Origin of the sequence: Paenibacillus sp. GbtcB18, assembly GCF_019091125.1 — a bacterium.
Lineage (GTDB): Bacteria > Bacillota > Bacilli > Paenibacillales > NBRC-103111 > Paenibacillus_F > Paenibacillus_F chitinolyticus.
Map to the genome: position 1 here is coordinate 583,306 of NZ_JAGXJX010000002.1, position 25,183 is coordinate 608,488.

Sequence of the window (25,183 nt, forward strand, 5' to 3'; positions counted from 1 at the left end):
GAGATTCTCCTCTCCTCTCCGCTCTGAACAAGCTGCCTATGGGAGCTTCTTATGCACGCTTAGCCGCCCGTACCGCCTGATGAAGAACAAAATAAAACGACACATAAACAATCCCGATCATAAGGCCGAACAACAGGCAGAAAAGCATCGCCGGCGCATGAAGGCTCTCCAGGGCGATCCGTTTAATTAGGCTTACATCTCTCAGCACGTCCCAACTGTTTAGCCGGTATACTCTGCCCAACAGTACGCCGTATCCGCCGAGCAGCGCTGCCGCCGCCACAAAGCTCCAGGCAAGCAGGGAACCTGCGGCAAGCCGGATAAGCGAATGAATCTGATATAGGGAATAGACGCAGAGCAGCAGACCGTTCCACGCAAATAATACGAGAACGAGCAGATCGTACCAGTACCGGAACGCAAACGTTCCTTGACCGGAGGCATAAAGCCCCTTCATCGCGGTTAAATGAACCAGATCCGTCACGATATAAGGAGCGTTCGGATAGAACAGCAGCCAGCCTGCCCCCAGAAATACGATGATAGCGGCTCTCGTCCGGCTTTGTGCCCCGCGCCCGATCTCATAAGCGATAAACGAGAACACGAACGGAACCCACGCCAGAAATAAATTCCAAGTCAAAAAATCGAAGTACGTCTTGTTCCGGAAAACGGAATAGACCAGCAGCGTAAGTGCCGACAGAGCCGCCATAAACGCGGCCGATTTCCACGCAGACAGGTGTATCATTCATGCTCCTTCTTCCGCGGGGACAACGGCGGTACTCTCCTCCGCCTAATCCTGCAGGGAGAAAACCTCGTAAGATCCGGCGTAGGTCAGCCCCAATTTCTCCGCAAGCCCCTTGGACTTCAAATTTGCCGCATCCCAGCTCGGATACAGATCGTGCTCCAGGCAGTGCAGCAGAAATGCGGCCGCAACCCGGGTCGCCAGGCCGAACTTCCGGTAGTCCGGATGTGTCATAATGCCGATTTCCACGCCCGTACGGCATACCATCGCGGTCGTGCAAGCGGCCGCGACTTCGCCTTCCGCGCGGATGCAGTAGCCGAACCCGGTCTCCATAAATTGTTCCGCCGTGTCGTAATTCACGAAGTGATAATGCTGGAGCGGGTCGCCGAACATATCCCGGGCCAGCTCCGGCGTGATCTTCTCCACTTTGTAATCCGGATGCTCCGTCAGCTCCTTCAAAGGGCCGGGCCGCAGCGACTCCGGGGAAAACATGTACCGTTCGCCGCGGATCAGCTTGGCGCCGTGAATGTGCCGTGCACGCTGCACCCAGCCTGGGGAGGAAGGCATGATATAGCAGTGGGCGGGAAGCTCTTCCAGCCATTGCCCCGCGGAGGGGCATGCGGAATCACCGGCAAAATAAGCGAAGCTCCCCTGATTGATCTGCACGCTCGAAGGATTCGTCAAGGAATCGACGTAGATCCGGATCTCTCCGCCGGCCTGGCCTTCCAGCACGCTGTCTATACAGACGTCCACCCGGCGGACCTCTTCAAACAGTTTTGTCAGATGCGGCCTTATGGCGGCGTTTACTTTTGTCATCGTATGCATGGCCTTGAATGTCTCCAGTCTGTGTCCGTCGTGATGCCGCTCCGGTTGCCGGAGCCGTTCTATTGCATGCTGTCCGTGTTGGCGGACAATCTTTTCATCTCTTCATCGGTAAAATTCCGGACCGATTTCTGTTCGGCGAATTTTTCGCTGTTGAATTGCGCGGATTTGTTTCTCGGAATGGACAAGCTGTTCCATTCTTCTTTTTTGAGCAGCTTGGCCGCATAGACGATCTGCCCAACGTGGTAAGGATAATGGGCCAGCTGCCGGTTAATGGCTTCGATCACGGTATGGCCTTCGTTGCGGATATAAATGATCTGTTCCAACTGATCGGGACTCAAGGAATCCAGGGCATGGAATAGGCAGTTCCAGCCTTCGTTCCATTTGTCCAGAAGCTGCTCTTTGTCCAAAAGGCTGTGCCCGAATTCGGCGTCGCGGTCGCGCCACTCTTTCTCCCCGTCCGTCGTAAGAAAATCGGTCCAGCGGGAAAGCATATTCCCGCCTAAATGAGCCACTATCGCCGCAATACTGTTCGTGTCTTCGTTGTAAGCCGTAAACAACTGCTCCGGCTCCAGCTGGTCCATCGCTTTCTCCCCGAGTGTTTTGTAGTAGAGAAATTGTTTGCGCACACTTTCCAGATAAGTCTGATTCGCACTCATTTCGGTCACCCCGGTTATTTATTTTTTCGACGCGGCCCAGAAAGCCGGCACGACCGGCGGAATCACGGTGTTCCACGGAATCGTAACCGTCCCTCCGGCAAACAAAAGCGAAAACCATAAGAACCACTATACCCATAATAATAGACAGACAACCTCTGTATAAACGTCTCCATCGTCGTCCGCCTCCACGGTCTCCCCCGTCGGCTCCTTGGATGCAAATGATGCCCGGCTGTTTTAATCCTTGTAAAGGGTCTTGTTTAAAATGTCCCGGACAAAACCCGTTTTCCTCTCACAGTATGTATCTCTATCATAGCGGAATTCGGCAGCCAAATCTTCCTTAAGCCGCTGATACCTCTCCCGTGCCTCAGGATGGGCACGCAAATAATCGCGAAAAGCGATATGCTCCAAATAGCCGCGCCCGTCCTTGGGACACACGTAGAGATGATAAGCCATGAAACCGTCCTCGTAAGTCCGTTTGAACGCTTCCCGGCCCTCCACGCCCAAATTGCCCTCGTGCCGGAAGCCCGCTTCCCCGAGACGCTCCACGATGGCGGGAAACACTTCGTAGCTGTCCATGACGACATCGATGTCCAGGATCGGTTTGGCTCCCAAGCCTTCCACCGACGTACTGCCGACATGTTCAATGGCGAGAAGGAGGTCGCCGATGTGCCGTTCGAGTTCGGCCCGCATGCTCTCGAAAGCGGTTTTCCACGCCGGGTCATAAGGAACTATCCGGACTTCTTTCGTTTTATTCAACACGGGGACTGTCCCTCCTTCCGGTATTTCATGCCGCTGGCAAACACCTCGAAACCGAACCGTTCGTAATAACCGATTGTCGATTCCGAGCAAAAAAGCTCCATATGTAATTGACAACTGATGCACCGCTGCATAAGCCGCTTCAACAGCTCGCTTCCGATTCCCTTCTTCTGATAGTCTGGATGGACAGCGAGGCCGCATAGAAACGCGGTCATCACGCCGTCCGACACGACTCTTCCCGTGCCGATCAGGCGGCCCCCATCATAAGCGCTCGCCACATACCAGCTTCCCCGCATCGTATCGTGGAGCTGCCGTGCCGACAGCTTAAGGAATTCGTTCCAGCCGAATTGCTCATACAGATCATAGATGTCTTCACCCGAAGGAATTTCGTCCGAATACACAATGTTCAATGGTTTCACTCCTCAATCGGCCGTGATTTTCCATACGGCGGCCGCGTCCATTCTCATTCGGACTTGCTCACCCACGCGTCGACTAGATCGGTCCGCGTCACGACTTCCGCCGTCCTCAGAAAAAACCAGAGAAACCCCGCATAAAAACCGACCAGCGGATAGCGGAAAGACGCCGGCTTGTTGCCTTCGAAATAAAAGTGTCCGGTCCAGGCTAACGCATAATGCAGGACGGCAAGCGCCAAGGTAAGCCGGATGTCGATCCACAGAAAGATCCAAGCCAGAAATGCGGCCAGGAACGCAAAATAATGCAGCGTCCGGTTAACCGGATTCCGGTGCTCTTCCAAATAACCCTTCATATCCCGTCTAATGCGCCCCATGCCCATCCCGCGACTGTCCTCCGTTTCCGGTTGTTCTCCGCTGCTGTTTCCGCATCTGTCTTTCTACTTTACCATTGAACGGTCCCGTTAGGGTATATTTTCCTTCCCCGCCTGTCCTACGCACGATTAGCGGCAAAAAGAAAAATCCGCAGCGGGTGCGGATTTCAATTAATTTTAGGGTGTATGTAGTTAGCCAACGTATTTCTGCATGGCCTGAAGCTTCTCCTGCTGAAGCTGAACAATCTGCTCCTGCAGCTTGAGAACCTGCCAAATCGCACTCACAAGCTGGTAATAGGATTGATCGTCGCTCAGTCGGAAATTGTCGCGGATAACCTTCATGATTAAATCCAGAACTGTAGAAGAAGGCAAATTCAAATCATAAAGCCTGAACGTATGAGACTTCGTAATATCTGGTAGAGGGTCAGGCAAATCGATTTTGAAGGAGACGGGTACTTCGAGATCAATACCTATTTTTTTCATGCGGAGTGATTTGCCAACCTGCTTTTGAATCTCGTCAAAAAGATGGTTAGTAAACAGACGTTGAAAATGATCAAAAGAAAAATCAGTTACCCCTTTAAATACCTCAACAACCTTGAGCGGAGCTATTTTTAATTCTTCGAATGGCAGTAAAACGACAGGTAATAGGGGCCCGACAGCTTTTTGTACAGCTCCTTTCAATGCGTTAAAAAAGGCTTCTTTGACCTCACCCGCTCCAATAACATCTAAGACATTAAAGTTCAATGTGTTAACAGCCTTCGTCTTGGCAACATCAATGAAGGGGTCAACAAGCTGAGCTGCTATCTTATCCGCAACGATTTTCTTAATGTCATTAATAATTTTCTCAAGGCGTGCCGCAAGCGCTTTTAGAAAATCATCGATCTTTTTTAACAGATCATCGATTAAAGCCTGAAACAAAGCCGGAATGATCTTACCTGCAAAATCAGTCATTTTTCCCCAAAGGTGTTGAAGCAGAAGGTTGACGATTTCCTCGATCTCGTCTCCTTGAGGCATGTATAGAACATCATTTTTCAATCGTTTCGCATAATCCACGGCATTACCTTCGATCGGGGACATCAAATTAGCGGTTCTGTCGAAAAGTTCGTTCTGTACATTCGCAGGTAAGGGAGCCACTAGATCCGCAATCGCTTTGGCGGCTTCCTCAAGCGGTTTTTTAACGATCTCTTGAACACCGAGTGGCTTCAGAGCGTTGGTTACATTTTGTACTCCGTCTCTCAAAATGCCTTCAATCCGATTATTTACGATGGAGGATAAGGTACTTACAATATGAACGACACTTCTGCCAAGCATCGTTAAGAGCGGACTGGAGAGTACTTCCAACATCGTTTTCCGGTCAAAATTTTGAAACCCGTTGACTGTCTCCGGGAGCAAAATATCCGAAACGATTTGAATGGACGGAACAAGTGCACGGTTAAACAAGAGAGCAATTTCCTGTTCATCAGATAAGGTATTTGAAATCGCCGCAGATCTGCCGCTGATTTCCCGATCCACATAATCGTCGAACGATTGGCTTATGGCACTAAGAATCGATTGAAAACTTCCGATTGAGGCCATCACTTCTTGCGGATGAAAAAGCTTTTGAATAACCAGATGCAAGTCGTTCCCAAGTGCAGGTGAAAGGATTCTTCCGACATGCCGGAGGTTTTCAGTTCCTTGAACAGCACTTGCCACCGGCCTATCCAGCAAGAATCCCAAGATCTCTTCCACGTTTAAATTAGCGTCCTTATCTCTTTTTAGACTGGTATTGATCCAATTTTTAATTTCAGGATGAAATTGGAAAGGCAACGAACCCGTAAATGAATGAAAATCGTCTGTTGGTGATGATTCATAAGGAAATGCAATAAAATAAGAGGAAACCCATAGGACAGACAATGCCTCGACAAATTCCCTTTTTGTATGTTCATCCTGAATAGAAGTGATAAGCAAAGACAATGAACGGAATAGTTCATCCGAATAGGTTGGAAATTGGTTCGCTTTGACAGCTTGAAGCTTTTGGACGAGTGCAGCAGACTCGTCACTTGGAAGATTGGACCGATTCAGCAAGTCAACAACTTGTGCCCGGTAGAACAAGCCCATTTGCAGGAAAACGACTTTTTGAAATTGGTCCCATATGATTAGGAGTACTTTTCGGGCTATTTCATCCTTATTTGGATTCGTTTCGTTACTCAACCGATCACTGACCTCATAGGACGCTTTTACGGCAATTTTAAGCATCGAACCCAACATAAGAGCCTGATCTTGCTGTGTAGTGATGACCTTATTGACTACCCCATCGATCAATAGATCACTGAAAATCTGTACCAAATGCCTTGGATCGGGCATTTTCATATGGATATAGCTCCGGTATCCTCCCCCAACGATAAAGCCCATGCCTGCTTCATACAAGAACTGAAAGCTTGGCTCCGGAAATTCTTCGTTTTTATGCAAAGAACCAACCGTGACAAAATTGGCGTATGCCATGAAGCCAATTGCATATTGACCGAATAATGCGGCCTCAAGTTTGGTTTCATTTAATAAAAGTTCTAATAATTGACCCGACAAGCCCTTCCCCTCAGGTCTTGCTTTCAAAATTTCCGCCAGCTGTCCCATGGTTAGATTCATATTCAGCCCGGCGGCGACTGCCGCCTCCAAAACAATTTGCAGCCTGGCGGCGAAGCCTGCTTCGTCAAACAAATCGAGTGGTGTTTGGATTTTAACCTGCGCAGTTGCAGAAACTTTAGCTTCGACAAGTATTTTCAACTGGGCCCATTTGTTGAGAAGTTCATTGATTTGTTTCCTGAACTCGGCACCTAGTGCATAGTCCACTCCTCTGCGCTGTTCGCTTTTAGCCGTCAGAATGCCCTGGCCTTTTATATTCCCCCAGCTTTGCGTCGATGTTTCCGATTTAAAAATCTGAAGATTTGGATCAAACGGCAACGATAGCACCTCCATAGAATAAATTCCCTTTTTATTCCTATGGCAACGATCTTTTGTACTATACCATTTTGGAGGGAAAATAAACGTGCTCTTCAGGCGTGAATAGCTTCCGGATACCGCACGAAATAGAGATATGGCGCTATTATTTCAGAAATCACCTCTTATATAACTCTCTCTCTAAACAAAAAAATAATCGACCTAAAAGGCCGATTATCATCAACTAACTGTGCCCGTTTATTGAATCAAAGCCGCCGCGTCGCCGGACACCCAAACTTTATTTTTGATCAGCAGGGTCGGCGTGCTAAGCTTGATCGTTTTGCCGTCCGTCAAAGCGATATTTTTGTCCACCGGGAGCTTAATCGTCTTCGTTCCTTTCGTCACCACGACGACCGGGTTTTCCTTATCCGATTTGTCTACGGTCACTTTGGCTCCCTTGGCCTCCAGGTCGCTTGCCGGAAGGAACAGCTTGTTTTCCAGCGCGGGCAGGTCCAGTCCCAGAATCAGTTGGAGGTATTTGCCGACGTCGGTGTTCTCGACCACGCCGCTTCCGGCATAATCTGTAGGAAGAAAATCATTCGGGTGATAAGCGAACAGTCCGACCTCTTCCGAGGTATGATCTCCCGTGGAGAACGAAACGCCTGCCCGCTCACCCAGTATGCCTCCGATAACCGGGGAGAGATTGTCTTTCAGTCCTTTCTTGACGGCTTCCTCTTCTTCCTTCGTCAGATCGGAGAGCCCGTATTCCTCCTCAAGCATCTTCTTGTAGTTGGACTCGTTAATTCTGCCTTCCAGCCCGTAGCTCGTATGTTTGGCCTTCGTAAAGATAGGCTCAAGATCCTTCATCGTGTCATAGTTGGTCATATTGAGTCCGCCCGTGGCATGATCGGATACCGAAATAACGGCGGTGTTTCCGTCTTTCTTGGCAAAGTCAATCGCCGCTTTCAGGGCACGGTCAAAAGCCTGCGTCTCGGTAACGATGCCGACCGGGTCGTTGTCGTGTCCGAACCAGTCGATCTGGCTCGCTTCTACCATGAGGAAAAAGCCGTTTTCGTTGGAAGAAAGCTTGTTGGCCGCGATCGTCGTCATTTCCGCCAGGGTAGGCTGTTTCTGCGGGTCCAGGTCAAGATCGGCGTCGAGCGCCCCCTCGTTAAAAAGGCCCCAAATCTTGTTCGTCTGCGAACTGAGCAGATCAATTCGGCTCGTCGCATATTCGTAGCCGTTTGCTTTCAGCACTTTGGTGAGGTCTTCCCCGTCCTTGCGGTTGATTTCTTTATCGCCCGGCACGAGATAACCCGATCCGCCTCCCAGCACGAGATCCACGCCGCTGTACACCATCTGCTCCGCGATGGAATGAGCGTTGTCCCGGCTTTCCGCGTGGCTGGCGAAGACTGCCGGCGTAGCGTCCGTAAGCTCGCACGTGAACACAAGCCCCGTGCCCTTGCCCTTCAGACGGGCCGCTTCCAGGAGAGTCGGCAGAGGCTTGGCCGCTTCCCGTTCGCTCGGCTTGTCGATGAAGGGCATCGTGACCTTGTCCGGCGAGATGGATACCGTCTCGCTCTTCACTTTATGACCGGTCGCGTAAGCCGACGCGCCCGCGGCCGAGTCCGTCGTCAGCGAATCCGACGCGTACGTCCGGACGAGCCCTTTGAAATAAGCGTCCATCTCCAAAGGCTTGCCGCCCTGGACCCATCTCGTCAAATTCACGTCCGACAAGCTCATGCCGTCCGTAATAAATAAAATCACGTTTTTGACTTCTTTCTTCTCCGCCGGCAAAGCGCGGCCTGACTGCGCATGTCCCGTACCGGCCCCCAGACTGCCGCACACCAGAGCCGAAGTCAGAAGCATCCCAAGTATTTTTTTAGCCATTTTTTACCTCCTGAACCGTTATGTAGTAATTCACTCTTTCATTATAAGCGAATTCCGTTCCGTTTTCTGCACATATCTTCCAACAAGAAGAAAAAGCCACCTTATTTTGCGGTTCTTTTTCCGTTCTATTTTTGTTTTTTTATGTGATTTAGACCGAAGGGGTTAAAAAAAAGCCGGAGGACGCGCTAAACTGAATGGGACACCCGAGGGGCGAGGAGGAATTTATTTTGAAAAACGTCTGCTATGACTGCGATTCTCTGCATATCAGCCGCAAGGAGCTCGCTTACACGAGTATGCCGTCGCGCCACACCCACGATGCTTTCGAAATGATGTATCTCGTATCCGGACAATTGTATTATTTTATCGGGGACAAAACATACCAGGTCGTAGGCGGCGTACTTCTGTTCATCAACGCCAATGTGCCGCATCAGTTGGTCAACGCGGGCGACGCCGTCTTCGAGCGGGTTACGCTGCTGTTCAAAGAGGAGTTTCTTCACGATTTTTTCCGTCTGCAAGACGGCGGGGAGCTTCTGTCCTTTTTCTCTGCGGACTTCCATGCCGTCCACCTTTCCGGATATGAGCAGACCTTTGCGGAGGAGCTTTTTCATAAAATGCTGCACGAAGGCGTCCGCAAGCAGATCGGGTTCGAGCAGTATCAGAAGGTGCTGCTGATGGAGCTGCTGCTGTTTATGAACCGCAAGGTGCGCGAAGCGGACCGGGAGCAGGCGGGGAGCGGCGCATCGCCCACCCACAAAAAAATTTACGCCCTCGTGGAGTACATCAACAACCGCTTTTACGAGCGGCTTACACTGGAAGATCTGTCGCATACGTTCGAAATCAGCCCTTCCCACCTCAGCCGCACCTTTAAGGAAGTGACCGGCTATACCGCGATCGAATACATCAATAACGTCCGGATCAAAAAAGCGTGCGCCCTGCTCAGGGAAACGAGCTGGAAGGTGCTTGAAATCTGCGAGCGCGTCGGTTTTGACAGCCTGACCCATTTCGGCCGCACCTTCAAGCAGATGACCGGCTGCTCCCCCGTCCGATACCGCCGCAGGCAGCCGTGAGCGGCGAGACGGGCGCCCATGCGGCGCGAAACGCAAATAATCCGCCGGGCTAGCGGCGGATTGGAGCGGGCCCGTTGCCCACGGGCGGCGGTTTCCGGGCGGATGCGGCCCATAGTCCGCCGAGGATGTCGGCGGATCGCAAAGACGGAGCCATGCGGCGACGGGCGGACCGCTTTTCCGGAAATAATCAGTGATTCAAAAAAGGCTGGATTTCCGCCTTGCTGGCGTGCAGATTATAGAACGAATCCAGCCGCAGGTCCTTGACCAGATACAGGAGGAGATCATCGTCCACGCGGACCATCTCACCGGCGGCCGCCTCCCGGTTGCCCGACATCAGGCCGTTGCCGTCCGGGACGTAGCCTCTCCTGCAGTAGATCCTCTGCGCCGCCCCGTAGTCTTTGTACAGTCCGACTCCCAGCCCGATCTGGTGAAAATCTTCGCTTGCCAGCGCTTCGAACCGCTCCAGCAGTTTGGTTCCGATTCCGCTGCGGCGGTAGTCGGGAAAAACATTCAAATCATTGATTTCGGGAATCCGCCGGTCCCGGAAATACGCATACTCCGATTCCACCTTCAAATGGCCGCAGCCGACCAGCGTCTCTTCCACAAAAGCGAGCAGGGTGACGCGGGTACCCAGCACATTTTCATGAAGGCACTGATCGTAGTAGGCGGCCTCCCGGTGCAGCCCGTGCTTGCGGAAAGCCTGCATCCAGATCTCTTTAAGCTCCTCGTTGTCGAGCGGCTTGACTAAAATATTCATGCCCCCACCCTTTCGGTATCCATTGCTTCTGTCCTCTTTATTCCAGATGCTTCGTACAGTTGTATAATCCGCAAGTCCAGTCACGGTCTTCCAGAACTAAAGTCGTGACCGATGTGTTCGTTAAATGTCCGTCGTACTCGGAACCCGGCAGCAAATGGTTCAGCATCGTCCGGATAAAAGAGCCGTGGCTGACGATCAGTATCCGCTTCCCCTTGTGCCTGCTCAAAACCTCATCCAGAAAAGAGCGGCCCCGGGCTATGACGCTTTCCGGCTTTTCTATGCCCAAATCAAGCTCTCTCCAGCCCGCACCCCACTTCGCGATACGTTCCTGTTCGGTCGTCCCCTCGATTTCTCCCCCGCCCGCTTCACGGATTCTTTCATCGCTCCACACCGGAATTCCGGCCCGGCCGCCGATTCTGTCCGCCGTCTGCTTGGCGCGGAGTAAATGGCTCGAATATATAAAGTCCCACTTCTCCGACCCGATCCGTTCCGCCAGCTTTGCCGCTTCGGCCAGCCCGTCTTCATCGAGCGGAATATCCGAGCTTCCCTGCGCTCTTCCTTCTTTGTTCCAATGTGTGCTCCCGTGCCTTATAAATCCGATTGTCGTCATGGTACCGCTTCCTTTCATCATTCGAAAAAACTATCCTTCCCGGACCAGCCATGTCTTCGCAACCTCGGGATCGCTGAAAAACGAGACAGGGCGTTTTAGCGGCGGATCGAGCCTGTTCAGCCTTTTCTTTAATTTGAGCTTGCTTCCGAAGGAACAGCCCACGAGGGTCAGCTTGTAAATATGCGCGTTAAGACGGCCGACATGGTCAACAAAAGCCGCGATAACGTCATCGCTCAGCCGCGTTTCATAGAAATCGACCCAAATTCTCAGTTCCTGGCTCCTCTGCCCGATAAACTGTTCTTCCTCCAGCATCAGCCTGAACAGTCGCACTTCGTCTTGGAAGAAGCTTCCGTACTTTAAGCAGTGAATCTCGCCCCCTTTATAGTAATAAGGAAAAAGGGAACCTCCCGGCGATTTGATGCTGTACATTTCGCCGCCTCCTTCTGTTCGTCGTATTCATGAGTCATCCCGCGCTTCCGGCCTATACCTTTCATCCTACTTGCCGGGAATAAAAAAAGACGAGAAAACCGGCCTTGTCTTAGGTTTAGTCGTCTGGTCTTTGCCCGGAAGCCCTTCATTCGTGCGATGAAGTAATCCTGCCGCGGGTAAGCTTACACGGTATTCAGGTATCTCTCTTGAATAATGTGAATATGATGCCGCTCGTGTCCGGCTATGATCGCGGCGAGCGCTCTGGCGGACATGAGGCCGTTATTGGCCGTTCCGGTCCGGAGCCAGGCTTCCTCCGTAATGCCGCGCAGTAATGTAAGCGTGGAGCAGCGGACGGCGGAGTAATCCTTGAGAATGTCGGACAGGCCGCTTGCCGCGAAAGACGCCCCGGCCATATACTCATTCTCGTCATAACCCGGAAGCGGCGTCTGATCCCCTCTCGCGATGCAGAGCATGCGGTAGGCCATGATCCGTTCCGTATCGGCCACGTGGCCCAATACTTCCTTGATGCTCCACTTGCCCGGAGCGTACTTGTGGTCCCCGGTTTCTTCCGTAAGGGACTGTATCAATTCGGTCGTGGTTTGAAGCTGTTCGACTAGAATTTCGGCAAGATTGCCCTCCTGAACCAGCTTAACGTACGTTTCGTAGTACGCCGGATATTCCTCAAGCGGCGGTTTTATAAGCATGAACTCACTCCTTTTTGAACTCCGGCTTGATCAAATGTTTGACAAATCGGCAGCCGTGCACCTGTACTAGGATCGTACGCAAATCTGCGGCATTTGTTTCGCTGCCGCCTATAATTCCGCAGGAACGGTCCGATGTCGGGGCTCGCGCCTTTTATTCCCCGGGTGGTCCGGGTGGCCGGTCCTTCTCCGAAGCCATGCGGCTCAGCGTCTCGTATATTTTGCGCAAATAGGCCGTAATCGTGATCAGGCTCATCAGAATAAACCCGAGCATAATGAACGTGACGACTTCCCCGGTAAAAAAAGAAACGATGGCCAGCACGACAACAAGAACGCTATTGATCACGTTGTTCGCCAAGCTGCCAACTTCTTTCTGTTGTATGCTTCTTCTATTTCAATCAGCGATTCACTTCCAAACCCGATCTAATTTGTCGGCATAAAAAAGAATGGCTTTTTTGTAAGAAGCGATTCCTTCGTCCCCGCTCGTTTCGCCCAACTGACGGAGCATAAGCTCCATGGCCTGCGCGTGTTCCCCCAGGTTATACAGCGTCATCGCGTAAAAAACCTGAAATTCCCGGGCTTCCGGGTATTCCCGGATTGCCTGACGAAAGCACGTCCGGGCCGATTCGTATTCGCCCAGCGTCCGGTAAGTGCTGCCGAGACCGAGCCAGGCGCCCCGTCTCTCCTCGTCCGCGAGGCCAAGCTCCAGCGCCTTCGCGTAGAAAGGCGCGGCTTCCTTTTCCAGTCCCATGGCGTCATGAATCCAGGCGCACTGGTACCAATTGGACGGAACGAGCGGCTCTTCCCGGACAAGATCCAGCAGCAAAGTCTTCGCTTCCGCATGCCGTCCCGCTTCTCTCAGCCGGACGGCTTCTTCCAGCTTAGTCATGGTTCTCTTCCTCCCGGTTGTGGTTTGAACAAGCCGGCTATTTAAGCCGGGGCCGGATGCTTTTATCGAAAACGCGCTGGGTTTTGACCGGCTCGAATCCCATTTGCTCATAGAACGAAACCGCCTCCTGCCGGTTTACGTTCATCCTGACGCGCAGCCTGCCGAGCGAGGCGGAGCTTGTCCACTCCCCGCATCGTTTTACGAGTGTCCGCCCGATCCCCTGCCCCCTAAATTTGCGGTCCACGATTAATCCCGCGATTTCGGCGAAGGGCTCGGACTCAAGCAGACAGCGGGCATGGGCGTGAATCCAGCCGATGACCCCTCCTTCGTATTCCGCCGTGAGGATGACGTGATCGGGCAGAGTCAGGATGTGACCGAGCCTCTCCGCAAGCCGGTTTTCGCCGGCGGGATAGCCAAGCTGAGCGGACAGCCGGGCCATACCGGGAGCGTCGGAGACAACCGCTTGTCTGTAGACCACGTCCCCGCTGATTGTTACAAAAGCATCATGTTCGGTCATGTAGGCGTCTCCTAGATCAGCTTGTAATAAAAGATCGTCGTGTGCAGGCTTCCGTCCGACGATTTGGCGAAATGCGGGATGCGGCCCGCCTCCACATACCCGAAAGACTTGTACAGCTTGTTGGACGCGTCCCCTTCACGGGTATCCAGCACCAGAAGCGACCTTCCCTCTTCCGCCGCCGTTTTCTCCAAAGCCTGCATCAGCATATGAGCGACGCCCTTTCTGCGGTATTCGGGATGAACCATCAGCTTGACGACTTCCGCCCGGTGCGTGGCATTTCTTTTCATCGCCAAGTGAAGCTGGACAGTCCCGACGATTTTGCCGTCGCATACGGCGTTCCAGGCCAATACGCCGGGCTCTATCACTTTTTTCCAGTAAGTATTCGCGTCCTCCCAGCTTACCGGCGGCAAAAATCCGATCGAAGCTCCATCCTCCACTACCCGGATCAGCAGCTCGGTCAAATCGTTCAGAACGCCCGCGTCCATTGATTCCAGCTCATGAATCGTCACTCCATGTGTCATAGTCGTGAACCTCCTTGCGGCCTAAGGCCGTATATTTAGGCGTGATGCATGCGTATGTCCGTTGTTCTACATGGTATAAAAAAGGCTACGGTCCTCTAGAAAAGGAACGCAGTAGTTTTTGCAAAAAGCGGGCATCCTCTCTTTCATCCACGGATGCTTGTCGGGATTATGCAGGTGAAACGAATAAAAACCGAAAATCGACAGAAGCATAAACCCTTCCAACAGATCGAGCCGCTCCGTAACGGCGCCGGGCCGGACAAGCGAGTAACCCTCCAGCACGGAATCCCTTAATTCCGTTTTCATGGTGAGCGCGCAGCCCGCCAGATCATATCCGTAATACCCGTGTCCGAACAGACAGAAATCAATGAGCGACAAGCCCTGATCCGTCACGATCAGATTGCCTTTATTAATATCGGCGTGAATCAGTCCCCAGGAACTTTCGGACCGGCTGTGCCGTTCAAGCTTGTCCGCTATGCGCGTAAACGTTCGCCCGACGATCTCAAGATCCTCTTCCCTGAAAAGGTCCATGGACAGCCCCGACCGGATCCGCGCAAGCATCTCCTCATTCTGTTCCGCACCCGCATACCGGGGTCTCTTCATTATGGCAGCCCCGGGGTATGTTTGCGAGAAGCGGTGCATCGCACCAAGCTGCCGGCCGAGCCCGTTAACCGTCTCGCGCGAAAATGACTCTCCCTGCCCGACATCCCGGCCTTCGATCCATTCGAGAAGGGTACAAAAAATGCCGGATCGGGCTTCGGCCTGGGTTTCGGATTCCGCATCAAGGTTCACAGACGTTACCCACTCGCCCTCATGGCTTGCGACCGGTTTCTGCACCCGCACTTCCGCAGCGGCGCCAAGATCCGCCAGCCACTGCATTTCCGCATGCAGCCCTTCCCGGGAATGCTGCAGGCCGTGCAGCTTGTCCGTAACCGGTTTATGTATCCGGAGCAGGTACGATTGCCCCGTGGTGCCGTCCGTTACCCGGTAGGTCATGTTTTCGTTGTGCCGGATAAACCGTATGGACGGTTCGCGGACCGGGTAAGCGGACAGAATAGCGGACAAGGGAATCTTTTCATTCATGACTGTTCTCCCTTTCCATCGGTTCTTCTGTATGTCCCTTCCATATATGTCTTATATACCTTCGATGTGCACATTCGCCTTCCTCTTTCCGGATCATAAAAAAAAGGATATCCGAACCGGTAAAAGTTCGCATATCCTTCTCCATTGTACCTATAGTCTGAGCGGCCCGCTTAGTTTTAGAAACAAGTGTACGAGCTGATCCGCCGCAGATCGATTCCAAAAAAGATCCAACTGAATCCCGTCCACCGGAAGCCGGCTATCGAAGTGCGGCCGACAAAAGTCGGGAAGTACCAGAACCGCGTGCCGTCGTTCAACCAGATGAACGTGTTGCGGAACAGACAGCCGACGATGCCGCCCGGGTCAACCGCAAAGGGAGCCACCTGCGGCTCGAACTGCGGAGGGGGCGCCGTCGGCGCCTGCTGGCCGGTGCTGCCCCCCGGGAATCCCGGAGGAGGCGGCATGCCCGGCCCCTGCTGTCCCGGAAACGGGAAGAACGGCCCTTGACCCGGTCCGCCTCCCGGTGACGGAAAGAACGGTCCCGGCGTACCGAACGATCTCTGGACGTCTTGAGTCCCCTGACTTCCTTGCGGCTGTGTAAACGATCCTTGAGGGAAGAAAAATCCCATGCTGCATTCACTCCTCTTCCTTAAGTAGGCTCCTATACTGTATGCCGGGACGAATGCCGGGGACTGGGCGGAAGCGGATTAAAATTTACGGAGATCGGTCTGCCTGCAGGTTCATATCATTCAGGCAGCCATATACGGTGTTTCCGAACGTCCGTATGTCATCCAGGTAGCTGTAGCCGCCCGGATTCGGTCCTGTCTGGTTATACATCCGAACCGCGACGGCTTCCTTCTCGGGAATAACGAGACAGGCACAGCCCGTACTTCCGAGAGATTGATACGAACCCGCAGGAAGCTCGTGCCCCAGTTCCGTCAAGGATCGCGGCCGGTCCTGCACGAACCAGAAAAATCCGTTTCGCGGCAGAGCATCCCCGAGCCCTTCCGGACTGATGATTTTGGCGGTCTGCTCCCATACCGGACGAGGGATCAGCTGTATCCCGTTCCACATGCCCTTGGACAGATGAAGCTGCCCCCAGGAAGCCAGCTCTCTGGCGCTGACGAACAGGTTTATGTCTGTGCCTTCTTCACTTGAATAAGCTTCATTCAGCCAAACGAGTCCGTCCGTTTGGTGTTTGCGCCAACCCGTTTCCGTGAATCCGCCGGGACGGAATACCTTTTCGTTCAATAGCTGCGCAAGAGGCTTTTCGAACACTTCTCCGATCATGCGGATCAGCAGATTGACGCCCACATTGTTGTAGGCCCAGCCTGTCCCCGGAGGAAATACCCGCTTTTGCGGACTCGCAAGACCGTGCGTGTGGGTGAGCAGATGCCGGATCGTCGTGCCCGCCAGCAAGGCGCCGTCGGGATCGGCCAAATAGTCCGAAACCGGATCATCCAGGCCGCCGATCCGTCCCTCGTAAAGGGCCAGAGAGACAGCGAAGCCCAGGAAGGTTTTTCTTACCGAAGCGACATTAAATCGGGAATCCGGCCCGACCGCACGACTGCCTGGAGAGAAGCCGTGTGTGCCCGAGTACCATTCGTTAACGACGGTTCCGCGATGCAGCACATAGACGGCGGCGGCCGATGCCGCAATCTTTTCCTGCACGCCAAGCACATATTGATTCAGCGGAGAAAATGCATCGCTGCGGTGAAGTTCAAGACTCTGTTCGTTGTCCACGGTTCATCTCCTTCCCGGACTTTTCAGCCTCTTGCTTGATTGATGCTCCGATCATATAACAAAACGATTGCGGCAACTAGGAACATTGTCGCTCTCCACGCGGAGAAGCTTTTTAGTTTGAGAGGAAGTTTAAATCTCGTTTAATTTTTTGTTTAATTTTTACTGTTTTGTATTGTTTTGGAAATTAATTCCCCTTATACTAAACTTGTAATCTAAATTCCTATTAGGAGGTTTTACCATGAAAAAGAAACTGCTCTCTTCGTTCTTCGCTCTCTGCCTCACTACCACAAGTGCCGCTTCATTCGCATTCGCTTTGCCTGCAAAAGATTCTGACACATTTAGGAACTATCAGCCTAACCAATATGCGGTAAGCAAAATTATTTCCGGACGAGATGCTTACGGCAAAGTAGGTGTATTACTATGGGAAGGCAACACCGGGGTACATGGCACCGTTTGGGAGAGATGCGGAAAACCAGACTGGTTTGAAAAGAAAACTCTTTATCACGGTATCACACTTCCAAGTTCAGATGGTGAAGCTTCCATCTATATGAATTCCTCTTGTGAATATAAATTAACATTAGACGCCGGCGGCAATACTGGCCAAGGTTTTATCCGGAATTATTAATATTGTTTTCAATAAAAGAGGCCCTTCATTTGATGGTCTTCAGGCTGACGAGAAACATTGTTGACAAAGCTCCAAGCGCTTTTATGGTATTTTTCGAGAAATTTTCAAACCCATAAAATGGATAATTAGACTCATTGAAGAAATATCCTAATATATGTAAAATTTAATCGTATTCCAATAATATCCCATTAGGAGGTTTTTTTATGAAAAAAGTATTTCGTATCTACGGACTTACTGCATTGATCTTAGTTATGACTGCAACCACTGCATATGCAGCCAACGAAGAAAGTACCGCTTACGCCACGAGCGGAGGATATGACGCCAAAACCTCATATATTAACGGTCAAGGTCAATTCGGCAGAATAAAATTTAATTCATCCGGCGGTGGCTGGGGCTTCTATGAACAAGCTTGTTCAGGATCGGAGATTACATATGGCCCTGCTCTCTATATCCCGGCTGACGGCGGTTCAATTGATGAACTTGTGGCAATGCCATCCAACTGCAAGTTCAAGTTGCACATTACGAGCGGAAAGTATTTTCCGGTATCCGGCACCATTCAAAACTACGAGTAATACACACGCGAGCGCTCTTCCATTGGAAGAGCGCTCATACTGTCGTGATAGTCTCGGCAGTCTAACCAAACAAGCCGGCCCCTTTACGGTGCCGGCTTGTTTGGTTTCTTTTCGTTGCTTACTTAATGGGTTGGCCTTCACGGAAACCGGTTAGGTTTCTACACAAATGGGCCTGCTATTTCTTTTTGTGGTAATGATACCCGCTGCATAACCCTTTTTGTTTAGATTTCGCGGAGCAGTTGTGGCCCCCGTTTTTGTCCAATCTTCCGGGATGCGCGTAAGCCGAAGCGGATGTAGCCATAACGACTACAAGAGCGACGATAAAAATAACCGTTTTTTTCAATGTTCTCACCTTAGGTACACCCTATTTGCAGGGCTTATTGGAATTCTATCCCATTCTAAACCAGTTTCAAAAATCGGGATACGATTTGACCCCACAATTTATCAATTCTTTAGAATGTATACCGCCCCAGCGTTCAGTTTGTCAATCATTCCTAAAACTAAAGAGAGGGAATGACCCCTCTCTTTTTAACGCGCTTTAACTTTACTATACTATTTGATAAGACGAGCATTTACCCAATCGGCGTGGTCATTATCAACACCATCTCCACCATCTGTTACTTTAAGTTTTAGCTCATTCTTTCCGGAAAGATTAACGTTTACCTCTTTTGCCTCTGTAGTTTTATTCATTTTACCGCTAGAGAATACAACTTGATTGTCTACAAGAACTTGGAACTCCACTGCACTTAAAGAACCTACCTCACTATCTACCCCAACTAGCGCGGAAAAGGATGTGTACTTCCCATCCAGTTTGTAGACAATTTCACTGTTAGCATGTGTGCCCAAACCTTTTGTATAGGCCTTGTCATTTAACTTAAGTGTATTTCCATCAACACTACGATCTTTTCGGATGGTTCCCCAACCTATTGTGGCAGAAAACCAATCCATATCGCTGAGATACGTTGTAACTGGTTGCGCTGTTTCAAAGATTTTAATTTCACTTGCAGATGCAAAACCATTTGTTCCACCACCTTGAGGTACTTCAAGTCGAACATATTTAGCAAGCGTGGGTGGGAAAGTTACTGTCTTCTCTGATTTATCTTTTGCCCAAGTGCCTGTGGCAACCTCAGTGAAGGATACCCCATCAAGACTAGTTAGGATTCTATATTTTGTAATAATGCCATTTTCTTGAGTTTGTCGCGGCAGATAGGTTAGTTTGGTGAATGTTGAGGGATTTAGGTACTTTGCTGTAATGTTGTAAGGAAACTGATTGGGTTTACTCCATTCGCTGTGCCACAAAGTATTTGGATCTCCGTCAAATGCATATGCTGCCGCATTATTTTCACCTGAAGTCTCTTGGCTGTTCGTTGTTGCCGCAATGATACCCCCAATACCTTTTACCTTATCTATTCCATCAGTCGGTTTAATGATGTTATACTCTGACCCATACCAAATCGGTGCTGTCAGAAGAGGTAAATTCAATGAATTAATCTTATTTTTTGTTTCATTTGTTGCAGGTAAACCCCATTTATCAAAGAAAGGCGTCAAGTCATAGTGAGCTACTTTTGAAGTGTTTAGAATAAATGCCTGTTTTTTCTGATCATCCGTAGTTGGCAGATCAGTTATTGCCGTCTCACGATATAAGCGATGTAAATCCGGGTAGAAGTTATCCCCAAAAGCAAGATTAAGTTGCCACAACATTTCTAATTTTGAATCAGAGTCTTTAAAATTCTTGGTTGGCTGATCTACAAACGTGAAAGCGGCTAAGTACTCGCCTTGTGACCTTGCAGGCTCAGTAGGTTTAAGGGCCTTCTTAGCAACTATAGAATATAGATTTACTGTCACCTCACCCAAATCACCCCAAGTCCAAGGTCCTTGTTGTCTCAAATGACCTGCCTCATGATACTGACCCCAACCCATTCTTGTAAGGTTTAAAGCATCCGCATTTGCCCCATTCCTTGTAGGCATAATCGCCCCATCCCAAGTTGCCATTGCATAATACGATCCTGTGTCAAATGGTGATTCAATAAAGCCAATCAAATGTTTATCTAAACGATGTCTAGGATCAGAATCAGAATCTGATAATCCAGAGATTTTATCCTGTGCTCCAATTAACTTATCATAAGTCTGTAAAACAGGAACCGGATCTTGATTCAAGATATGGTCTTTAGCAGAAGCATATGTGAAGACTAAGAGAGCTTTTTCTGATTGAAGAACAACAGAAGGTGCATTAGGATAAGCACTCATCATTGCCTGCCAATCCGCTTTTGTATTCTTGCCTAATACAAAGAACGGAACAGGACTGCCCCCGCTCACTACATTTACATGAATACTACCTTCATTGTTGCTGTTATCAAAAGACAACAAACCGCCATTTGGTGAGGAAATGATGTTTTTACCTGCTTTTAACGGATACCTGATCGCCCACTCTTTATCATGACGATGTGTCCCAATAACCGCTGTAATTGGTTTGTCACCTGAGACTTCAATCTCAATTTGTTCATTGGCTTTTGCATATAGACCTGTTGGCTGAAATATTTTTCGGGCATCTGCATACCCCTTCGCTCTACGCTCACGCTCGCCTTCCGCCCATATATCTCCAAGGGCTTTTACTTCAAAATTTCGCTGAACAACAAGATTACTTTGCTGTGTGACGGCTGCCTCTGAAGATTGGGCCAGTACCCCGGATGGCGAGACAGGTACTACCACTGTTGCTGCTGTTACCACCATTAGAGATAAAATCTGAAGTGACTTCTTAAATTTTCTCATCAAATCCCTCCCAAAATAAATTAAATGTATGCATAGCCAGCATTTAAATGCCGGCATATCCATCTTGGTAGGTATTAAATAGATTTCAGACTAATAGAACGCGATTACGTTCCACTTTTTACCATTTGTAAAATAACACCATTTATCTCTATTTCTTCAATCTCCTCTTTATTCTTCTTTCAAAAATAAAAAAACTCACAACATAAGCTGTGAGTTTCTTTCAGAGATACAGATGTTGGAATCCTTATAAACAAAAGAGGATGAGCACCACACATAACGGTAGTCCTCTACAGCCTGCGGAGCCTGCCGAGCTCTTCTAGTTGGCGGCAGGACTGTCTTCCGATGTCCCGTCGAGACCCACCACAAATAAATGTACCTTCTTATCGGCCGGGTTCACGTAGGAAATGGAATAAAAGTGCAGCTTATCTTTTTTCCAGCCGATAAATAAACTCGCTCCGACCTTTTTGTTGTTCAAGCCTTCGTAATCGATTACGTGGTCCGGTGTTCCTTCGGGACGCTCGTATCCGGCCTCTTTGAAATAATACACTTTGGAGAAAGAATCGCTGCCGTTTTCAACATCGCCGTTGTCAGTGGCATCTTCAAGTTTTACCTGGAGCCTGGCAGCCACTTCTTCCCGGGTCAGACCCGGCTTCAGTTTCTCTTTGATCTCGGCAATTTTTTGCGCGATCTGCTTGTCTCTGTCCGTCTCGCCGGATTGCGGTGTAGGAACAGGAGTTTCTTTGCCGGGAACAGATGTGATCGCGATCGTTTTCGTATCATTGTTCCATTGAACTTGTCCACCCATCGCCTCCACGACCGCTTTGGCCGGAACGTAGGAAGTGCCGTCGATAATGACCGGGGCCAGCGCTTTCCCTTCCCCGTTCTTCGCGGTCCAGGCTTCATTGTTGAGCGTAAACTTGATATCCGGGTTCAGATAAGCTTCGATTTTCTCTATTCCGCCGGAGGCGTAACTCGTTGCCCCCAACACGGCGGCTAATCCGCATGCGCCCAATAGAGTCATGTACTTCTTTTTCATCCTTTTCTCTCCTTCTCCTTGGTTTTCTGAAATAACCATTTCCTTAAACATTCCAGAAATAAGTGTAGCATAACTGCGTTGTATATTATTAACAAAATTGTAAAATCAGTTGTCTAAATCTGGTCTTTAAACAACACCTTCTTAAACTTCTACCATCCCGATTCGCTCGTATGGGTAGTCGATCTGTTCCTTCACTTGATCCGCTGCTTCCCGCCCGGCGAGCATTTCGACCACATAGAGACCTATATCAATGGAAGCCGATACCCCTCCGCCCGTGACGACATGGCCGTCCTTGACAATCCTGGTCCGGACCACTTCCTTGCAGTACGGTTCCAGCAGCTCATAGGCTTTCGGATGCGTGGTTGCTTTCCGGTTCTCCAGAAATCCGGCCGCCCCAAGCAAAAGCGAACCCGTGCACACCGAAACCACGTGTTTGACTTCCAGTCCCTGCCTCAGCCAATCCACGAACTCCGTTTGGAACCTGAGCTTTCTCGTCCCCAGACCGCCCGGAACAAACAGCAAGTCATATTCTGACAGGTCCGGTTTTATATTGCCGGCACGAATCGTCAAGCCCTGCTCGTCCTTTACCTCCGGCGCAAGCGCACAAATATCCCATGTCGTTCCTTTCGTCTTATCGAATAGGTGAAGCCGGTTGACCACATCGTAGAAGCCGATAAAATCCAGAAAAGTGATCCCGTCAAACACGATAAATGCGATTTTCATTCCTAAACCTCCTGACGGAAAAATTCGTTTGAGCTTAGTGGTTCCGTTATTTGTTTTATGCAAGCTTACCGGAACATTTCAGTATTTAAATGATTAAGATCGAATGTTTTCTTCTTTTAAAAGCAGTCTTCCGCAAGTTTCGTCGCCGTACGCCAATAAAGGTGCTGATCCTGCTTTTTATTTCCTATTTCCCACAATTATACAATCGTTTTAACTGGTAGTCTAATCAAGCTGAAGGGCCATCTGTGGAAGGATGGCCCTGTTTTTTTACTATAGTTCGAATGTTCAACGCCCCGTCGGAAGGTCCTGACTTTGTGCGAAAGCTTGATTCATGTCTTTGATTAAGGAAGCCGAATCATAAATCGAAATTCCGATATTTCGGATTTCCTCCTTCCCCTTCTCATACACGCCGGAAACGGCATCTTCCACCATGATCGCTTTAAAGTCGCGCTCGCTCGCCTCGTACATGCTCGTTCTGGGACAGTTTGGGAAATTACAGCCCGTGAAAATTAGGGTGTCGATGCCCCGCTCCTTCAGGAAATCTTCCAATCGCGTGTTATAAAAAGCTCCCCAGCGGGATTTGTATAGGACCCACTCCCGCTCGCCGATCGCTTGGATCTCTCCGCCGAGCAGCGCCTCGAACCGCAGCTCCTCCGCATGGGGCGGTTTTATCGCATTCGCGAGATCCGCGCCCCAAGTCCCCGGCGCTGCGATAGCCGCCCCGGCCTCGATCATTTCTTTGCGGCACAGATCCGCATTGGAGCCGTCCCGTTCGTAAATCCGGATCACGTGGATAACCGGGATGCCATGGGCCCGGCATTGTTCGAGGATGCGGCCCATGACGGGCAGCACCTCGCTCGTACCCGGAATTTCGGCCGGAGCTCCGGGCAGGCTGAAATCGTTTTGCGTGTCGATCGTCAACAACGCGGATGTTACCAAATTCGGCTGGATATACGGATTCATTCTTACTCGTCTCCCCGATTCTTTTTCCACAATTATACATTCGCTTCCGTCCTTCGTCTAACAAAAAGTACGTTCACCGCTTACAGCTTTCTCATTAAGGCTTCCAGCGGTCCTCTCTTAAATTTGCGCCTCCAAAGAAGACTCGCCCCGACCGCAGCGGCAAAATAACCGATCGAATACGCAACGGAGAAAGGCAGGGAGCCGTTTTCCAGCACCCCAAGCGCCTCCAGAAGTCCGAGGCCCGCGACGACGTGCAATATATAGTGGCTCAGCGCCATTTGTCCGGTATGGACAAGAGCCGTGAGCATACGCCTTCCCGGCAATTTTTCCATCACGTAGATGCACGCAAAGATTACCAGCACCGCCGTGCTCGTCGCGGAAATCATATAGAGCAAATTGGGCGGCATAGGCTTCGTCTCAAAAAGATAGCGCCCCCCCGCTTCTCCAATGGCAGCAGAACTCAGTTTCATGGCGAGCCGTGAGATCAGTTCGCATGCGGCGAACACGATCAGGGAGACGGTCACCAGCTTGGCGCGCACAGACGGATCGGTAAGGTCCAGACGGCCGATTAGCATCCCCATCAGAAAAAAAGCAAACCAGGGAAGCGCGGGATGGAACCCGTTAAAGAACAGATTCCGGATAAAGCCGCCGACCGTCCAAAAATCGGTGTAGGCATGAAAAGCGGCATCCCAGCCCGCCCCATAATTCAGCGCGAGCTGTGCGCATTGACCCGCCAATGCGGCGGTAACGGCCGCACCCGCAAGGAAGCGGTCGGATGAACGGATCAGAAACGATGCCGCAAACAAAAACAAGGCATAGTAGTGCAAAATATCCGCCGTCCATCCCAATGCCAGCAGAAACAGTCCGAGCGCAAGCAGATACGCCGACCTTTTGCGGAGGACGAGTTTCTGCTTTGCCAGCTCGGGCTCGTCACCCCGCCGAGCTTTCCGGGTCATGAGGGAAATGCCGATCCCCGCCAGCACGACAAATACCGCGGAGGCTCTCCCCTCGAACAAGCCGGCGAATCCGGCCAGCCACGAGGGCCCGCTTCCGTCCGCCATCATCGCGATTTTGTAGTTCACCACAATCATCCCGAAGATGGATAAAGCCCGGGCCAAATCCAGCCCGAAAACTCGCGCTTCTTTTTTCACGACCATCATAATAAAATCCTCCAGGTTATTATTTTACCTACCGGTAAGTAAAATAATAACCAAAAAAAGACCGGTCTGCAACCGGACGTTTTTTAATGCGCGGCCTGTTTACTTATTCGAAGAAAATTAGTTTATTCCCGAAAGGGTCGGTTACCGTGCATTCTTTTGTTTCCCAGGGCGTACGTACGATCCCGGGCCTGGCGTAGGGATAATTTTTGCCGATCAGCGTCTTCTGCAAATCTTCTACGCCGGAAACCGCAATCCGGAGCGCCGTCCCGGGGCTGCAATCTCCGTGATGCTCGCTGAGGTGAAGAACGATTTCATCCCGGGAAATCTGCACGTATAAAGGCATGCCGGGCTCGAACCGGTGTTCCCAATCCACCGTGAACTCCAGAAATTCCACATAAAACTGTTTGGCTTTCTTTTCATCGAATATGCGCAAAATAGGAGTGATTCCCGTTAAGGTCATTTCACTG

The 25,183-nt window shown here is 50.6% G+C and carries 29 protein-coding genes; 3 read left to right on the forward strand and 26 right to left on the reverse strand.

Annotated elements, in window-relative coordinates; translation table 11 throughout:
- Window positions 1-49: 49 nt before the first annotated feature.
- The 8 genes from KVT34_RS07925 to KVT34_RS07960 all read right to left on the reverse strand — a co-directional run bounded on the left by KVT34_RS07925 (window position 50) and on the right by KVT34_RS07960 (window position 8,557).
- Window positions 50-736 (reverse strand): DUF1361 domain-containing protein, encoded by a 687-nt coding sequence (locus KVT34_RS07925; protein ID WP_217558033.1) that lies wholly within the window; start codon window positions 734-736, stop codon window positions 50-52.
- Between the two features lie 45 nt (window positions 737-781).
- Window positions 782-1,558: a GNAT family N-acetyltransferase gene (locus KVT34_RS07930; RefSeq protein WP_217558034.1), complete on the reverse strand. Its 777-nt coding sequence runs from the start codon at window positions 1,556-1,558 to the stop codon at window positions 782-784.
- A 59-nt stretch (window positions 1,559-1,617) separates the two neighbouring features.
- On the reverse strand, window positions 1,618-2,214 hold the full coding sequence (locus KVT34_RS07935) for a DUF1572 family protein (RefSeq protein ID WP_217558035.1): 597 nt from the start codon (window positions 2,212-2,214) through the stop codon (window positions 1,618-1,620).
- A gap of 234 nt (window positions 2,215-2,448) precedes the next feature.
- Complete coding sequence (locus tag KVT34_RS07940) at window positions 2,449-2,973, reverse strand: GrpB family protein (protein ID WP_217558036.1); 525 nt, start codon at window positions 2,971-2,973, stop codon at window positions 2,449-2,451.
- The gene (locus KVT34_RS07945; protein ID WP_483311430.1) at window positions 2,967-3,389 is read right to left on the reverse strand and encodes a GNAT family N-acetyltransferase; all 423 of its coding nucleotides are present in this window, start codon (window positions 3,387-3,389) and stop codon (window positions 2,967-2,969) included. Before KVT34_RS07945 ends, KVT34_RS07940 begins: the two co-directional genes overlap by 7 nt.
- A gap of 44 nt (window positions 3,390-3,433) precedes the next feature.
- Window positions 3,434-3,763, reverse strand: coding sequence for a DUF962 domain-containing protein (locus KVT34_RS07950; RefSeq protein WP_217558038.1), 330 nt, complete (start codon window positions 3,761-3,763; stop codon window positions 3,434-3,436).
- Between the two features lie 183 nt (window positions 3,764-3,946).
- On the reverse strand, window positions 3,947-6,691 hold the full coding sequence (locus KVT34_RS07955) for a hypothetical protein (protein ID WP_217558040.1): 2,745 nt from the start codon (window positions 6,689-6,691) through the stop codon (window positions 3,947-3,949).
- A gap of 234 nt (window positions 6,692-6,925) precedes the next feature.
- Window positions 6,926-8,557 carry an alkaline phosphatase gene (locus KVT34_RS07960; RefSeq protein WP_217558041.1) on the reverse strand — a complete coding sequence of 544 codons (1,632 nt, stop codon included), beginning with the start codon at window positions 8,555-8,557 and terminating at the stop codon, window positions 6,926-6,928.
- 227 nt (window positions 8,558-8,784) lie between these two features.
- Here KVT34_RS07960 and KVT34_RS07965 point away from each other — a divergent pair, with 227 nt between their 5' ends.
- Window positions 8,785-9,624, forward strand: coding sequence for a helix-turn-helix domain-containing protein (locus tag KVT34_RS07965; RefSeq protein WP_217558042.1), 840 nt, complete (start codon window positions 8,785-8,787; stop codon window positions 9,622-9,624).
- A 187-nt stretch (window positions 9,625-9,811) separates the two neighbouring features.
- Here the strand turns inward: KVT34_RS07965 and KVT34_RS07970 are convergent, their stop codons facing one another.
- The 11 genes from KVT34_RS07970 to KVT34_RS08020 form a co-directional block, all read right to left on the reverse strand.
- Complete coding sequence (locus KVT34_RS07970) at window positions 9,812-10,381, reverse strand: GNAT family N-acetyltransferase (RefSeq protein ID WP_217558043.1); 570 nt, start codon at window positions 10,379-10,381, stop codon at window positions 9,812-9,814.
- A gap of 37 nt (window positions 10,382-10,418) precedes the next feature.
- On the reverse strand, window positions 10,419-10,991 hold the full coding sequence (locus KVT34_RS07975; protein ID WP_217558044.1) for a histidine phosphatase family protein: 573 nt from the start codon (window positions 10,989-10,991) through the stop codon (window positions 10,419-10,421).
- A 30-nt stretch (window positions 10,992-11,021) separates the two neighbouring features.
- Window positions 11,022-11,420 (reverse strand): hypothetical protein, encoded by a 399-nt coding sequence (locus KVT34_RS07980; RefSeq protein ID WP_217558045.1) that lies wholly within the window; start codon window positions 11,418-11,420, stop codon window positions 11,022-11,024.
- Between the two features lie 182 nt (window positions 11,421-11,602).
- On the reverse strand, window positions 11,603-12,124 hold the full coding sequence (locus KVT34_RS07985) for a DinB family protein (protein WP_217558046.1): 522 nt from the start codon (window positions 12,122-12,124) through the stop codon (window positions 11,603-11,605).
- A 151-nt stretch (window positions 12,125-12,275) separates the two neighbouring features.
- Entirely contained in the window at window positions 12,276-12,479 is a 204-nt protein-coding gene (locus tag KVT34_RS07990; RefSeq protein ID WP_217558048.1) for a hypothetical protein, read from the reverse strand.
- A 48-nt stretch (window positions 12,480-12,527) separates the two neighbouring features.
- Window positions 12,528-13,010, reverse strand: a complete 483-nt coding sequence (locus tag KVT34_RS07995) for a tetratricopeptide repeat protein (RefSeq protein WP_217558049.1) — start codon at window positions 13,008-13,010, stop codon at window positions 12,528-12,530.
- 37 nt (window positions 13,011-13,047) lie between these two features.
- Window positions 13,048-13,527, reverse strand: coding sequence for a GNAT family N-acetyltransferase (locus KVT34_RS08000; RefSeq protein ID WP_217558050.1), 480 nt, complete (start codon window positions 13,525-13,527; stop codon window positions 13,048-13,050).
- Between the two features lie 11 nt (window positions 13,528-13,538).
- Complete coding sequence (locus KVT34_RS08005) at window positions 13,539-14,048, reverse strand: GNAT family N-acetyltransferase (RefSeq protein ID WP_217558051.1); 510 nt, start codon at window positions 14,046-14,048, stop codon at window positions 13,539-13,541.
- Between the two features lie 66 nt (window positions 14,049-14,114).
- Entirely contained in the window at window positions 14,115-15,128 is a 1,014-nt protein-coding gene (locus KVT34_RS08010; protein WP_217558052.1) for a phosphotransferase enzyme family protein, read from the reverse strand.
- 176 nt (window positions 15,129-15,304) lie between these two features.
- Window positions 15,305-15,754: a transporter gene (locus KVT34_RS08015; RefSeq protein WP_217558053.1), complete on the reverse strand. Its 450-nt coding sequence runs from the start codon at window positions 15,752-15,754 to the stop codon at window positions 15,305-15,307.
- 85 nt (window positions 15,755-15,839) lie between these two features.
- Complete coding sequence (locus tag KVT34_RS08020) at window positions 15,840-16,868, reverse strand: serine hydrolase domain-containing protein (RefSeq protein ID WP_217558054.1); 1,029 nt, start codon at window positions 16,866-16,868, stop codon at window positions 15,840-15,842.
- A gap of 238 nt (window positions 16,869-17,106) precedes the next feature.
- Between KVT34_RS08020 and KVT34_RS08025 the strand changes: the two genes are divergently transcribed.
- Together KVT34_RS08025 and KVT34_RS08030 are read left to right on the forward strand one after the other, a co-directional pair.
- Window positions 17,107-17,493: a hypothetical protein gene (locus tag KVT34_RS08025; protein ID WP_217558055.1), complete on the forward strand. Its 387-nt coding sequence runs from the start codon at window positions 17,107-17,109 to the stop codon at window positions 17,491-17,493.
- Window positions 17,494-17,696: 203 nt separating this feature from the next.
- The gene (locus KVT34_RS08030; protein ID WP_217558056.1) at window positions 17,697-18,065 is read left to right on the forward strand and encodes a hypothetical protein; all 369 of its coding nucleotides are present in this window, start codon (window positions 17,697-17,699) and stop codon (window positions 18,063-18,065) included.
- A 175-nt stretch (window positions 18,066-18,240) separates the two neighbouring features.
- Here the strand turns inward: KVT34_RS08030 and KVT34_RS08035 are convergent, their stop codons facing one another.
- The 7 genes from KVT34_RS08035 to KVT34_RS08065 form a co-directional block, all read right to left on the reverse strand.
- Window positions 18,241-18,417, reverse strand: coding sequence for a YHYH domain-containing protein (locus KVT34_RS08035; protein ID WP_309244072.1), 177 nt, complete (start codon window positions 18,415-18,417; stop codon window positions 18,241-18,243).
- A 200-nt stretch (window positions 18,418-18,617) separates the two neighbouring features.
- Entirely contained in the window at window positions 18,618-20,834 is a 2,217-nt protein-coding gene (locus KVT34_RS08040; RefSeq protein WP_217558058.1) for an NPCBM/NEW2 domain-containing protein, read from the reverse strand.
- A gap of 316 nt (window positions 20,835-21,150) precedes the next feature.
- The gene (locus KVT34_RS08045; protein WP_217558059.1) at window positions 21,151-21,870 is read right to left on the reverse strand and encodes a stalk domain-containing protein; all 720 of its coding nucleotides are present in this window, start codon (window positions 21,868-21,870) and stop codon (window positions 21,151-21,153) included.
- Window positions 21,871-22,011: 141 nt separating this feature from the next.
- Window positions 22,012-22,593: a DJ-1/PfpI family protein gene (locus KVT34_RS08050; protein ID WP_217558060.1), complete on the reverse strand. Its 582-nt coding sequence runs from the start codon at window positions 22,591-22,593 to the stop codon at window positions 22,012-22,014.
- Between the two features lie 285 nt (window positions 22,594-22,878).
- On the reverse strand, window positions 22,879-23,556 hold the full coding sequence (locus KVT34_RS08055; protein ID WP_217558061.1) for a cysteine hydrolase family protein: 678 nt from the start codon (window positions 23,554-23,556) through the stop codon (window positions 22,879-22,881).
- Window positions 23,557-23,636: 80 nt separating this feature from the next.
- Window positions 23,637-24,716, reverse strand: a complete 1,080-nt coding sequence (locus tag KVT34_RS08060) for a DUF418 domain-containing protein (RefSeq protein WP_217558062.1) — start codon at window positions 24,714-24,716, stop codon at window positions 23,637-23,639.
- Between the two features lie 103 nt (window positions 24,717-24,819).
- Window positions 24,820-25,176, reverse strand: a complete 357-nt coding sequence (locus tag KVT34_RS08065; RefSeq protein WP_217558064.1) for a glyoxalase superfamily protein — start codon at window positions 25,174-25,176, stop codon at window positions 24,820-24,822.
- Window positions 25,177-25,183: the final 7 nt, after the last annotated feature.